11 protein-coding genes, 1 other RNA gene and 2 pseudogenes are annotated in these 13,748 nt (G+C 38.0%); 7 read left to right on the top strand and 7 right to left on the bottom strand.

All coding sequences use genetic code 11. The annotated features are described in order from the left end of the window. Nucleotides 1-95: 95 nt before the first annotated feature. The 4 genes from hflC to J7R07_RS05810 all read right to left on the bottom strand — a co-directional run bounded on the left by hflC (nt 96) and on the right by J7R07_RS05810 (nt 3,598). The gene (gene hflC, locus J7R07_RS05825; RefSeq protein ID WP_208435947.1) at nt 96-1,031 is read right to left on the bottom strand and encodes a protease modulator HflC; all 936 of its coding nucleotides are present in this window, start codon (nt 1,029-1,031) and stop codon (nt 96-98) included. A gap of 2 nt (nt 1,032-1,033) precedes the next feature. Further along, a complete protein-coding gene (gene hflK, locus J7R07_RS05820) occupies nt 1,034-2,179 on the bottom strand; it encodes an FtsH protease activity modulator HflK (RefSeq protein ID WP_208435946.1) in 1,146 nt (381 codons plus the stop codon). Nucleotides 2,180-2,297: 118 nt separating this feature from the next. After that, nucleotides 2,298-2,807: a dihydrofolate reductase gene (locus J7R07_RS05815; protein ID WP_208435945.1), complete on the bottom strand. Its 510-nt coding sequence runs from the start codon at nt 2,805-2,807 to the stop codon at nt 2,298-2,300. Beyond that, nucleotides 2,804-3,598 (bottom strand): thymidylate synthase, encoded by a 795-nt coding sequence (locus J7R07_RS05810; protein ID WP_208435944.1) that lies wholly within the window; start codon nt 3,596-3,598, stop codon nt 2,804-2,806. Before J7R07_RS05810 ends, J7R07_RS05815 begins: the two co-directional genes overlap by 4 nt. Before the next feature lie 215 nt (nt 3,599-3,813). Here J7R07_RS05810 and J7R07_RS05805 point away from each other — a divergent pair, with 215 nt between their 5' ends. Continuing rightward, entirely contained in the window at nt 3,814-5,121 is a 1,308-nt protein-coding gene (locus tag J7R07_RS05805) for an MFS family transporter (protein ID WP_208435943.1), read from the top strand. Between the two features lie 860 nt (nt 5,122-5,981). Here J7R07_RS05805 and J7R07_RS05800 read toward each other — a convergent pair. Beyond that, nucleotides 5,982-6,462 (bottom strand): annotated as a pseudogene (locus J7R07_RS05800) (MFS transporter); the annotation flags it as partial. 523 nt (nt 6,463-6,985) lie between these two features. Beyond that, nucleotides 6,986-8,293 carry an MFS family transporter gene (locus J7R07_RS05795; RefSeq protein ID WP_208435942.1) on the bottom strand — a complete coding sequence of 436 codons (1,308 nt, stop codon included), beginning with the start codon at nt 8,291-8,293 and terminating at the stop codon, nt 6,986-6,988. Between the two features lie 205 nt (nt 8,294-8,498). Between J7R07_RS05795 and J7R07_RS05790 the strand changes: the two are divergent. After that, nucleotides 8,499-9,275, top strand: a pseudogene (locus J7R07_RS05790) (MFS transporter); the annotation flags it as partial. Between the two features lie 76 nt (nt 9,276-9,351). Here J7R07_RS05790 and J7R07_RS05785 read toward each other — a convergent pair. Further along, entirely contained in the window at nt 9,352-9,657 is a 306-nt protein-coding gene (locus tag J7R07_RS05785; protein ID WP_208435941.1) for a DUF2853 family protein, read from the bottom strand. Nucleotides 9,658-9,751: 94 nt separating this feature from the next. Between J7R07_RS05785 and ssrA the strand changes: the two genes are divergently transcribed. From ssrA to J7R07_RS05760, 5 genes are all read left to right on the top strand, one after another. Continuing rightward, nucleotides 9,752-10,107: a transfer-messenger RNA gene (gene ssrA, locus J7R07_RS05780) on the top strand. A gap of 171 nt (nt 10,108-10,278) precedes the next feature. Next, nucleotides 10,279-10,827: an SspB family protein gene (locus J7R07_RS05775; RefSeq protein ID WP_208435940.1), complete on the top strand. Its 549-nt coding sequence runs from the start codon at nt 10,279-10,281 to the stop codon at nt 10,825-10,827. Between the two features lie 8 nt (nt 10,828-10,835). Further along, nucleotides 10,836-11,018, top strand: coding sequence for a DUF4169 family protein (locus tag J7R07_RS05770; RefSeq protein ID WP_208435939.1), 183 nt, complete (start codon nt 10,836-10,838; stop codon nt 11,016-11,018). Between the two features lie 11 nt (nt 11,019-11,029). Next, complete coding sequence (locus J7R07_RS05765) at nt 11,030-11,281, top strand: ribbon-helix-helix domain-containing protein (RefSeq protein WP_208435981.1); 252 nt, start codon at nt 11,030-11,032, stop codon at nt 11,279-11,281. 103 nt (nt 11,282-11,384) lie between these two features. Then, on the top strand, nt 11,385-13,715 hold the full coding sequence (locus tag J7R07_RS05760; RefSeq protein ID WP_208435938.1) for an ATP-dependent helicase: 2,331 nt from the start codon (nt 11,385-11,387) through the stop codon (nt 13,713-13,715). Nucleotides 13,716-13,748: the final 33 nt, after the last annotated feature.

Below are 13,748 nucleotides of genomic sequence, written 5' to 3'. Positions count from 1 at the left end.
ATCTAGCTAAACACGCTCCCATTTTTATCATGAAAAAAAGCAATAATAAATTATTCTCTCATGCAAAAGCGCGTGTTCATAGCCTATTGTTGCCTCTACTCTCCCCCGATTTTTGAATCAGTTTTACTAAAGCCAGTATTCATTGTTGATGAAAATTTTTTCTTCTCCCGCAATGGATTGCGGAAATAGAAAAAGAAATCATCGTTCGGAGCAATTACCATCGGAACATGCTCCAAATTCTTATATTGTTCCATTGCTAACCAAAAATCATAAAAGGACGGATTAGCCTGTCTCGCATTCAATAAAAGGCGAATACTTTCAGCTTGACCTTCACCACGAGTAATTTCAGCATCACGCTTTGCAGCAGCTACAATCTCTTCATATTCACGATTAGCCTCCGCCACAATACGATCCCGCTCCTGCTGACCACGAGCACGAATATTTTCCGCTACCGCCTCACGTTCAGCTGCCATTTGCCGATAGACATCTTCTGAAACAGCATCAGTTAAATCAGTTTTACGAATACGGACATCAACAATAGTAATACCTAATGAACCTGCATCCACAGAAAATTGCCGCTGCACTTCAGCCATCATCGCTCCCCGTTCATCTGACAAAGCAGCTTTAAATTCCCGTTGACCATAAACAGCACGCAAAGCGTCAATAAAACGCGGTACAAGATTTTCACGTGCAGCAATTTGTGGACGCCCTGAAGCAATGCGTTGTAAAAATAACTTAGGATCTGTAATACGATAAATAAAGAACGCATCCACTTCATAATAAGCACCACCACGAACCTGTACAGATTGTGTAGGAACATCGTAACGCAGCAACCGGTTATCAACGACAACCATCTTATCCACAAAGGGCACCTTAAAATAGATCCCGGGATCAGAATCTACCTTAACAATTTGCCCAAAACGCTTAACCGCCACTTGTTGACGAGGATAGACGATAAAAACAGACATCCACAAAACCATCAAAAGAAGCACTATGGCACTGCATATAAACAAAAAACGAGACTGTTGCATAATCAGCGCCCTCCAGAAGTGCGAGAATCCAAAAACGAAGCAGAACGCGGTAAAGCTTTTTTCGCGTTGTTTGATGAATTGCTACGTAGCAATTCATTCAGAGGGAGATAAGGCACCGTTGGAGAATTTACTTGATCAAGTATCAACTTATTTGGTGAAGAAAGAATATGCCCTACCGTCTCCATATAAAGACGATAACGCGTGGCCTCTGGAGAAACCGCAGCCTCACGAGCGATAGTCTGAAAACGCTCAGCACGCCCTCTTGCCTCTTCAACCACTTGTGCCTTCTCCCCCTTTGCGACCTCCCGTGTACGTGAAGCTTCACCATTTGCTAAACCAATCTTTGTAAAACGCACACGATTTCCTTCTTCAATCATTCGCCCACGTTCTTGTTCTGCTTGCTGAACAGAATTAAACGCAGCAGCAACCTTGGTAGGAGGAGCAGCTTCACTGATCGATACACGGCTTATTTCAACACCAAGTTGATATTTATCTACAGTCAACTGGATAATTTTTCTAACGTCACTTGCAACTTCTTCTTTCTTGTCACGCAAAACATCATCAACAGGCCTTGAGCCAATAACCTCACGCATTGCACTCTCAGCAACTTGACGCACAGTTCCCTCTTGATCATTCACATTGAATAAAAATTGACTAGGATGTGAAATTCGATAGTAAACAGAAAAAATAACATTAACAATATTCTGGTCACTCGAAAGCATCAAACCTTCACTTTGTTGCGCCTGACCAGGCTGTCCACCAATCGCAATCGTTTTTTCCGTCAAAGGTACTTTCATATAGGTTTCGATTGGCCACACGTGAAAATGCAAGCCATCACCAATAATTTCTGACTTAGGGACCCCAAAACGCAACTCAACCGCTTGTTCATTTTGCTGCACAATGTAAAGAGACTGATAGAGCCAAAAAAACACAGCAAGCAGAAGAAATAGAACAAAAAATCCACTTCTCCCAATTTGCTTAAATTGATCCTGCCCTTTACGCAAAAGATCATCAAGATTGGGACCATTGTCACCACCGTTATTGCCACCAGAACCAAAAAGGTTCTTAGCTGGTATTTTTCTGTCACCACCGAGTTTTTTATCACCGTTCCACGGGCCGCCGCCGCCATTCTGATTTGTCCAGGGCATTATCACCTCTTTAATTGAATACCATTAAACAAAAAACCACCATTCATTTACTCTTATAGGGCGGCTCTTATCTAATTACAATGTAACTGACAGGCTCTTTCCACTTCATTATAAATGGTTATTTCCGCTCATAAACCACAAAGCGTGTCGGATGACTGTCTTTATCTCCCTCTGAGATATATTGTGTTTGTACAATAGTCCACTTTTCTTTATCAAAAATAGGAAAAAAACTATCACCTTTAATGGAAGCTAAGATTTCTGTAAGAAATATTTTATCAGCAATATGCAACCCTTGTTGAAAAATTTCACCACCACCAATAATAAAAATTGCATCTGCACCATTTTGAAAAGCTACTTCTTTTGCAACAGAACAAGCCTGAGATAAAGAACGAACAATAACAGCGCCTTCAGCCATAAACGTACCATTGCGCGTAATAACAATATTTGTACGCCCTGGTAAAGAACGCCCAAGCGAATCCCAAGTCTTTCGACCCATAATAACGGGATTACCGAAAGTCAAAGCCTTAAAGCGTTGCAAATCTGTCGACAAGTGCCAAGGCATAGTACCTTCACGACCGATAACACCATTTTCTGCAACAGCCGCAATTAAACACACTGGAACAGTCATATTGCTACCGATGCCTTGATATGTGGTTGCGCTTCATAGTTAAGCAATTCAAAGTCCTCAAATTTAAAAGAAAAAAGGTCTTTTACCGCTGGATTTATATGCATAAACGGCAAAGCATTTGGTACACGAGACAATTGATATCGAGCCTGTTCAAAATGATTAGAATAAAGGTGTGCGTCACCGAGAGTATGAATAAAATCTCCTACTTTAAGACCGCACACTTGCGCAATCATCATTGTTAACAAAGCATAAGAGGCAATATTGAACGGAACACCTAAGAAAATATCCGCTGAACGTTGATAAAGCTGACAGGACAATTTATTATCAGCAACGTAAAATTGAAAAAGACAATGGCACGGTGGAAGAGCCATCTCTTCTATCAATGTGGGGTTCCATGCAGATACAATTAAGCGACGAGAATTAGGTGTTTCTTTAATCATCGTTAGAAGATGACTAATTTGATCGATATGTCGCCCATCAGAAGTAGGCCAAGAACGCCATTGATAACCATAAATAGGACCGAGATCCCCTTTCTCATCAGCCCACTCATCCCAAATGGACACACCATGTTCCTTCAACCACGCGATATTCGTATCACCTTTAAGAAACCACAAAAGCTCATAAATGATTGAACGTAAATGCAGCTTCTTTGTTGTTAACAGCGGGAATCCCACCTGTAAATCAAATCGCATCTGATAGCCAAAGACTGACCGTGTTCCAACACCCGTCCGATCCGCACGATCAGTGCCATGATTTAAAACATGAGATAAAAGATTAAGATAAGCTTTCATAGCAGCATTATGACCGATTCTATTAATTATAAAAAATAGAAACTGTAAAATTCATAAAAATAAAATTCAAATTTCTCTCCTTAAATATACCATACAAGAAATCATCATGATAAGATCAAATTTTTGATGCCAAAGCTAAAATCACTATAGACGGCTCGTAAACAAATAAATATAGGGGGAATCAACAAACATGAATAGAAGAAGGGGATAGACTTATGGAAAATGAAGCAACTCTATCACCACATGATACACGAAAACGTGTTTTCTCTATCATATCTAGTGCATCAGGTAATCTAATAGAATGGTATAATTTTTATGTTTATTCTTTCACATCCATTTATTTTGCATCGCAATTTTTTCCCTCGAATGGGGATGTTGTTACCGAACTCTTAAAATCTTCTATTGTCTTTTTTATAGGCTTTCTCATGCGTCCAATTGGCGGCTGGCTTTTTGGCTTTATTGCTGACCGTTATGGACGTAAGCGCTCTTTACTTATTTCTGTTTTTATGATGTGCGGTGGCTCATTTCTCATTGCTTTACTGCCTACATATGAAACTCTTGGAGCAACAGCAGCGGTTCTGCTCATTTTACTCTGTATGCTTCAAGGACTCTCAGTCGGCGGTGAATATGGTACAACAGCGACCTATATGAGTGAAGTTGCTTTCAAAAATCGTCGTGGTTTTTTTAGTTCTTTCCAATATGCCACACTCATTGGTGGTCAGCTTCTCGCCAGTTTGGTTATGGTTACTCTAGCACTCTATTTAACAGAAGATCAGTGGAAAGCATGGGGTTGGCGTATTCCTTTTGCAATTGGTGGATTGGGAGCAATTGTTGCGATTTTTCTACGTCGCTCACTTCATGAAACAACCACAGAAGAAAACCGTTCTAAAAAACAGGCTGGTAGTCTTAAAGAGCTTCTATGCAATCATAGAAAAGCTTTCTTTTTAGTAATTGGTTTTACAGCTGGAGGGTCACTCACATTTTATACCTGTACGACTTATATGCAAAAATATCTGATCACGACTACCGGATTTGATAAACATACTGCCACAACAATAATGACTGTTGCACTCTTCGTTTTCATGTTACTCCAACCCATATTTGGTTCTCTAGCAGACAAAATTGGCACAAAAGCTTCACTGCTTATTTGGAGTACTTTATCCATCATCTTTATAATTCCTGCACTGAGAATCATTGGTAGCACTCCTAATACATGGGTAGCATTATCCGTCATTATTGGGATTCTTTGCATCATGAGTTTTTATACATCTGTCTCTTGTATCGTAAAAGCGGAGATGTTCCCTGCTTCAATACGTGCAATGGGAGTTGGACTCTCTTATGCTATTGCTAACGCACTTTTTGGTGGTTCTGCTGAAACTGTAGCCCTTGAATTTAAAAAAATCGGCTATGAATCTGTATTCCATTTTTATATAGTCGGTATGATGATCATTGCATTGATTGCAATTTTCTTTATGCCAGATGCTCGAAAAAAGGGATATCTTCAAAGGGACGATACTCATTAGCTTTTTACGCTAAACAAAAAAGACCGGTATCCTGGACTTTTTTTATGTCTTTCATAGGGGAATGAATATTTACAAACTGCATTCCCAATATCGTAAAGGAGAGTAATATTCCCCTCTATAACGAATTATGAAAAGTAAATCACCGCTATTATTACCAATATGTCATTTTCTTCTTCCACTGAAGATAGAATCTTTAAGATCAAAAAATATTTGATTTATTTTTATAAGCGTACGCTTTTTTATCAAAATTGAAGAAAAAAGGAGCTGTCTCAATAATGATTAACCTTTATTGAAAAAGACTTCCTTCTATAACAAAAATTATAGTCATCCCATTTTGAAAAGTTCTTTTTTACAACAGCATAAGCGTACAAAAATGAACAACAGCAGCACTTTCAGCTGTAAATGTGTGAATGGCGGATTATCACAACATGGATGTGATAATAAACTGCATACAAGAAAAACAAAAAACTTTGTTTCCTCCCATAAACACGTTATCAATCAATATCTTCAAACGCCGCAAGTTTGTCAATAAATACCCAACATTTCACAAACGTAAACAACACCCATTTTATAAAACAATAGAAATTATACAAACGGGGAAATGCTATACTTAAGATGCCTTGATATTTCGCTAAATTCACGAAAAATAATGGCTTTCTTAACTACGTAAATTTCTCCCCATCTAAAAAATTAAAAAAAGCGCAGTATAATAGAAATACAGCTTACTTATTATCAATAATAGAAATTAAACTATATTTTCCTCACAAGACCACCCTACCTCCACACATTTTTATCTAAAAAGCAATGATATTTACAATGAAACTGGCAAGAAGCTGACCTGTAATAAAAGTGGCAGATTATAAAGAAGCAAAAAGCCCACGATGATTTTTGAAGACAACTTCACTCATATAAGTGACCGCTGTACCATATTCGTCTCCCGCTGAAAGGCCTTGCATCATCTGCGCTAAAAGTAGAAGGATTGCTGATGTTCTTCCTAAGATTTCATAGGTAGGGAAGTATGGCAATGAAAAAAGAGCCACCACACATCATAAAAATAGATACAAGCATTGAGCGTTTACGTCCATAACGATCAGCGACAAATCCTAAAAACCAAGTGCCAATAGGGCGCATAAGAAAGCCAATAAAAAATACACCTGCAGTTTGCAACAGCGGCGTAATCACATCACCATCTGAAAGAAAAAATTGTGATGCAAAATAAATCGATGCAAATGAGAAAATGTAAAAATCATACCATTCTGCGAAATTTCCTGATGCGCTTACTATAATAGCAAAAACGCGTTTTCCTGCATCCTGTGATGCTGAAATTGTTCCATTTTCCATAAGTTATTTCCCTTTTAGACTTATAGTTTATTTTACGATTTATATCACCAAAATCAATTGTATCATAATAATTGCTTATGAAAGCTATTTGAGAAAAGTTATTTGAATGATAAGCTTGCAGCTTCTGAGGGTTTTATTTTTGTATTAGAAGAAAGACTTATAGCTTTGAATTTAAATGAAAATAGTGTATTGATAAAATAGTCTCAAGCGAGATAAAATGTTGGTAAGCAGAGTGCTTAAATAACGGCTATTTTAAAAATTTCCGGTAGGATATTTGAGCGGTGTAGAAAAATTATGTAACTTTTTATTATTTCATTGCTAAGCAATTAAAAATATTTGATGAAATCTCAATAATAGAAATCTTTATACTCGTATTCTTTATCTGATAAAGGAGCATAATATTTTTTCTTGTAGAGTAAGCTATAAGAGTAGATGATTTTATATTTTTTGCTTCTATATTGAATATTCATACATACATTATAAAAAAGCCCAATTTATGGGCCTTTCTATTGTTTGTAGAAAATTAATGGATCTCATCATCTTTCAGATATCCTCCTTTATCTATATCGGGCATAAAGAGAATAGAGATGAGGGCAATGACCATCATACCAATAATGTAAAAAAAGAAAACAGATTCATATCCTATACTTTTTAATCTAAATGCTACATATTCAGCAGAACCACCAAACAGTGCATTCCCTACGGCAAAAGCAAACCCGACTCCAACTGCTCGGATTGAAGCAGGGAATAATTCTGCTTTTATAATACCGGCGATGGATGTATAAAAACTCATAATACAGAGTATTCCGATAATGATTAAGAGCGCTGTCCATGCATTATGGGCATTTCCAATCATTTTAAGGACAGGAATGGTGCAGATAATGGATAAAACACTCCAACTAATAAGTAAAGCTCTTGCTCCAATTTTATCGGCTAGGATACCTAAAAGGGGTTGAAATAACACAAAAACAAAGAGGGCGGCAGTCATTATCGTTGTTGCAGTTTGTTTATCAAAGCCAGTGGTTGTGACCAGATATTTTTGCATATAAGTGGTGTATGTATAAAATGTGAGTGAACCGCCAGCTGTAAAGCCAACAACCAAAAAGAACGCTTTTTTATGATTGCGAAAAAGTTCTTTAAGACTACCGGCGTGCTGTTCAGAGCGGCTTTTGAGGGTTGTTGTTTCATGAAGCATGCTACGTAGATAAATTGAAACGATTGCTCCAAAACCACCAATGATAAAAGGAATACGCCATCCCCACGCTCTTAATTGATTTTCAGTAAGGTAAATGGCTAAAATAAATATTATAAAACTCGCGAGAAGTTGACCTGATATCGTTGTTGCATATTGAAAAGAAGCAAAGAGCCCACGACGATTTTTGGGTGCAACTTCACTCATATAAGTAGCTGCTGTACCGTATTCACCACCAACGGAAAGTCCTTGAAACATACGGACTAAAAGGAGAAGAAATGCTGCTGTCATTCCTAAAGTCTCGTAGGTGGGAAGTATGGCAATGAAAAAAGAACCTCCACACATCATAAAAACAGAAATAAGCATTGAGCGTTTACGTCCATAGCGGTCAGCAATGAAGCCAAAGAGCCATGCTCCGATTGGACGCATAAGAAAGCCAATAAAAAAGATTCCTGCAGTTTTTAACAGTTGTGTAACAGCATCTTCATCTTCAGGAAAAAATTGTGATGCAAAATAAACCGATGCAAAGGAGTAAGCATAAAAATCATACCATTCCACTAAATTCCCCGATGCACTGGAGATGATAGCAAAAATGCGTTTCCTTGTATCATCTGATTCTAAAGCTGTTTTGCTTTTCATGAAATACTCCCCTTTTCGATCTATAAAAGTTAATTATAATTTGTATTATCAAAATTTAATTCTATAGTGATAGTTTTTTATGAAAAATATTTGAGACGCTTTATTTGGGTTGTAGAATCTTTGAGTATTTTATTTTAGAAAAAAGAGAAGAATTATAATGTTTATATGAGAACTATCTGTTTGTTTTTACTCCCTGTTTAATAATATTCTGGCAACTTATCCCTCTGAAGATCAGTTAAAAGCATGGGATTGGGGTATTCTTTTTGTGATTGGTGGATGTGGAACACTCGTTGCGATTTATCTACGTCGTGCGCTCCATGAAACAACCACGGAAGAAAGCCGATCTCAAAAACACTCTGATAATCTTAAGGAACTTCTCACCAAACATACAAAAGCCGTTGTCGTGATTGCCTGCTTTGCATCAGAAGGGTCACTCACATTTCACACCTTGACGACTTATATGCAGAAATATCTGATCACAACCACCGGCTTTGATAAACAAACCGCAAGAACGATTATGACGGCTGCGCTATTTATTTTCATCCTGTTCCAGCCCATAGCAGGTATCATTGCCGATGAAATTAGAACAAAAACTTTACGCATCATTTGGAGTATACTCTCTGCCACCTTTATTTTTCCTGGACTCTGGATAATCAGTAATACCCATAACATATAGATTGCCTTATCCGTCGTTATTGGCTTGCTCTTCGTTATGAGCATATATACATCTATCTCTGGTGTGATAAAATCAGACATGTTTCCCTCTTCCATACAGACGTTAAGCGTTAGCATCTCTCATGCCATTGGTAACGCCTTATTTGGTGATTCTGCTGAATACGTCGCGCTTGGACTAAAAGAGTATGGTTATGAATCACTCTTTTACTTTTACATAACCATCGTGATGATCATGGCTTTCATTGCGCTTCTCTTTGCCCCAAGTATGCGTAAAAGAGGATCACTCCAAGACGATAAAGCCCATTAACTTCCTGCATGAAATGAAAAAGCCCAAAAGATTGGGCTTTTTATCATAATTGCATAAAAATTCAATTTTAATATTCTTAAATTTTATGAAGCCTGTTTAATTGTTTGGCTACCAAATAATAAAAAGTCATTCGACTTTTTCTGCGATTTCCAGACATCATCTCTGCAACCTTTTCAACAGCCATTTTAGCACTCTGCTCATCAACATCCAAAACATCTTGAACCCATTTTTCAACACGTTCTACCTCTTTTGAATCTGATGTAGCAACAAGCGACGCATCCTGCTTTTGCATCACCAAAGCTAAACGATGGCTGAGCCGTTCTATTGCAGCCTCATCGGGATTTGGGTCATATAATTTAATATCTTCTAGATCATTTTTCATTTTGCTCCATCTCCTCTCCAAAAATGAGCGGCTATACTTTACAGCCGCACATATAGCTCCGTAAATAACTAGAGGATTAAAAATATTAACAACCCCCCTTTTCCTAAGACTGTTCTTCATCTATATTTAGAAAGCTGGCTTTCCAGCTATGGTAATAAATGGACGGTGAAATAAACCTATTGGACCCGGGGGCGGTACCCGGCGCCTCCACCAAAGTATAAACAACCAAAATTATATTTTGGTGGGGGCGAAATAGGATCGACAAGGGTGTAAAGATCGCTCTTTTACTCGGTATTGTACCACCGTTATCGGGCTAAATGAGTAGTTGCAAATGACAACTATGCGGAAATACGTCGCGCCGCTTAAGTGGTGTGAATGTTTCAAATTGAGTCTTAAACCGTCGCAGGTTTAAGCGGGGTTCGAAGGCACCTGGCAACAGAAGCCTTCATCTTTATAAATGTTATCAATTGATTTTTTAGAAAGTATTTGTCATAAAATTCTCCCTACTTTTTTAGTTAATTTAGGTGCATAGTAAGCAAATATTGCTAGCTTAAAAATACATTCTATTGCACAATACTACGCATGCTCATTTGCAACGTAAAATAAAAGGAATAAACTTCGATGGTTCAAGATCAAATCCGTTACGATATTCTCGTTCAGGATGCGCTTCGTGGAGTTATCCGTAAAGTTTTATCGGAAGTTGCCAAAGCAGGTCTTCCAGGAAATCATCATTTTTTTATTACCTTTCTAACAAATGCCCCAGGTGTAAAAATCTCTCCTCGTCTTAAAAGTCGTTACCCAGAACAAATGACAATCGTTTTACAACATCAGTTTAGGGACTTAAGTGTTTTAGAAAATGCTTTTGAGGTAACACTCTCCTTTAGAGAAATTAGTGAAAAACTCGTGATTCCTTTTACTTCCATCCAAGTATTTTATGACCCTGTTGCATCATTTGAAGCAGCATTTGATCTACCCTCGAATCTCACCTCCGACGAGAGTGAAAATTCAGAAAATATCTCCTCGACACCTGCCATTCCATCATCAGATAAACAAAAAAAAGAAACTACATTACCAAAAGAACAAAATCTCAGCGCAAATAAAGAACCTTCAAACAATGATGCCAAACCAAGTGCTGATGTTGTTTCTTTAGATTCTTTTCGCAAAAAATAAATTTTCTCATGACTAAACTTATTAACCTTCGTCAATTTCGAAAACGAAAAAAGTGGGCAGAACAGGCTGTTCACGCAGAGGAGAATCGCTCTCGTTTTGGACGAACAAAAGTTGAAAAGATTTTTGAGCATAAGGAATCTTTAAAAGTGCAAAAATTTCTTGATCAAAATCGTTTATGCCGCGATGAATGAGAGTAGGAATGATGCGTGAAGATAATTTTATCGATTGGTCAAAGATAATACCACGAAAAATATCCATTCGGATTGATGGACATGCAACAAGCATATCTTTAGAACAACCATTTCTAGACATTCTCAAAGCAGTAGCACGAAAGAAAGGACAATCTTTAGCCTTTATTATCACTGATATTGACAGAAAGCGGCCACAACATGTGAATCTTTCGTCTTCATTACGTGTTTATGCACTTGAGAGCGTTCTCACCCAACGTTTTTAATATTTGTTTCATTTTTGGTGATATCTGTCTCTTGTTCAATCGAAGTTGTTGTTGTTTTTTTAACCTAGAACTTTAATAAAAAAAAGATTACAAAAAAGGTATAATGAATAATTTTTCTGATCACATACCTTTCTTTGAAGAAGATGCCTCCCCAACCTATGATGAGAAAAACTCTGGGACTTCTTCGCCTGTTATAAAAGGAAAAAAATCATATAACACGAACTATTTAGAACAGCTCAATTCAGAACAGCAACAAGCTGTTATGAATACTGAGGGGCCTCTTTTAGTTCTTGCAGGTGCTGGTACTGGAAAAACACGCGTTTTAACAACCCGTATTTCTCACATTCTGCACTCCGGGCTTGCTTCTCCTAAACAGATACTTGCTGTCACTTTCACCAATAAAGCAGCCCGTGAAATGAAAATGCGTATTGGTGAACTTATTGGTGAAACTGTTGAAGGGATGCCTTGGCTTGGAACTTTTCATGCTACCGGAGCAAAAATTTTGCGTCGTCACGCAGAACTTGTTGATTTAAAAAACAACTTTACAATTCTGGATAGTGATGATGTTATTCGTCTGTTAAAACAGCTTATTCAAGCTGAAGGACTGGATGATAAGCGTTGGCCAGCACGTGGCTTTGCCATGATGATTGATTCTTGGAAAAATCAAGGACTTTCACCAGAACATATTTCAGAAAGCGATGCCCATTCCTTTGCTAACGGTATGGGACGCAAGCTCTATCGCAGCTATCAGGAAAGACTAAAAAGCCTTAATTCTTGTGATTTTGGAGATCTTCTGCTTCATTCTATCTCTATCTTCCAACATAATCCAGATATTCTTCGCGAATATCATACCAAATTTCGCTATATTCTTGTAGATGAATATCAAGATACGAATACAGCCCAGTATCTTTGGCTTCGGCTTTTGGCACAACAATCCAAAGGACAACACGTCAATCTTTGTTGTGTTGGTGATGATGATCAATCTATTTACAGGTGGCGTGGTGCTAAAGTCGATAATATCTTGCGTTTTGAAAAAGATTTTCCTCCCGCAAAAATTATTCGTTTAGAACGTAACTATCGCTCAACATCACACATTCTCAAAACCGCTTCTCATCTCATTTCTCATAACCAAGGAAGACTTGGAAAAACACTTTTTTCAGATCAAATAAATACCGAAGAAGAAAAAGTAAAAATTCATGCCGCATGGGATTCAGGAGAAGAAGCACGTGCAATTGGAGAAGAAATTGAACGTGCACAACAAGCTGGTCGTTCACTAAATCATATAGCTATATTAGTGCGCGCATCATTTCAGATGCGTGAATTTGAAGATCGCTTTGTAACACTTGGCCTTAACTACCGCATCATTGGTGGTCCACGCTTTTATGAACGGATGGAAATACGTGACGCGATAGCTTATTTACGCGTTGTTGCCCAGCCAGCAGATGACTTAGCTTTTGAACGTGTTATCAACACACCCAAGCGTGGCCTAGGAGATGCAACCCTACGAACCCTCTATGAGAGTGCACGTGCACGCGCTATTCCTCTCTTTTCTGCCGCAGCTGCAATAATTGAAACGGACGAACTAAAACCTAAAGCACGCAGTGCTTTGCGCAACATTGTTGAATATTTCCGTCGTTGGCAGAATATGCTGCAATGCACTTCTCATAGAGAGCTTGCTGAAACAATTCTTGATGATTCAGGCTACACAGCTATGTGGTTAGAAGACCGCTCACCAGAGGCACCAACACGGTTAGAAAATCTCAAAGAAATGATCCGCTCTATGGAACAATTTGAAAGTCTTCATAGCTTTTTAGAACATGTTGCACTAGTGATGGATGCTGAAAACAATGAAAACACTGATGCTGTCAACATCATGACTCTTCATTCAGCCAAAGGACTTGAATTTGAAACAGTTTTTCTTCCTGGTTGGGAAGAAGGTCTCTTTCCTCACCAACGCTCACTGGATGAAGGTGGCCGTTTAGGATTAGAAGAAGAACGGCGGTTGGCTTATGTAGGACTGACGAGAGCAAAAAAACATTTGCATATATGGTTTGTATCTAATCGGAGAATCCACGGTCTTTGGCAATCTACACTCCCCTCTCGTTTTCTCAATGAATTACCAGAAGAGCACATTGAAATTATAAAAATGGAAACATTTTATGGTGGTTATGGAAAATCTTCCTTTAAGCATCATGGTTCATTTTATAATGCTTATGCTACATCAGGACAGAAGCGAGCGCAAAAGAACATTGAAGGAAAAGTCATCGCCAAATCAATCTCTGAAGCACCATCAGATTTTGCAATCAATGATCGGATTTTTCACATAAAGTTCGGTTATGGTCATATCACAGCAATAGACGATCATAAATTAACGATTATGTTTGAAAAAGCTGGAGAACAGCGTGTACTCGACAATTTTGTAAGCAAAACTTAATCTTAATAAAGTATAAGCATAGCAAAATTATCC

The organism is Bartonella phoceensis (genome assembly GCF_902825145.1).
Lineage (GTDB): Bacteria > Pseudomonadota > Alphaproteobacteria > Rhizobiales > Rhizobiaceae > Bartonella > Bartonella phoceensis.
This window is presented reverse-complemented; position numbering and strand designations above follow the sequence as displayed.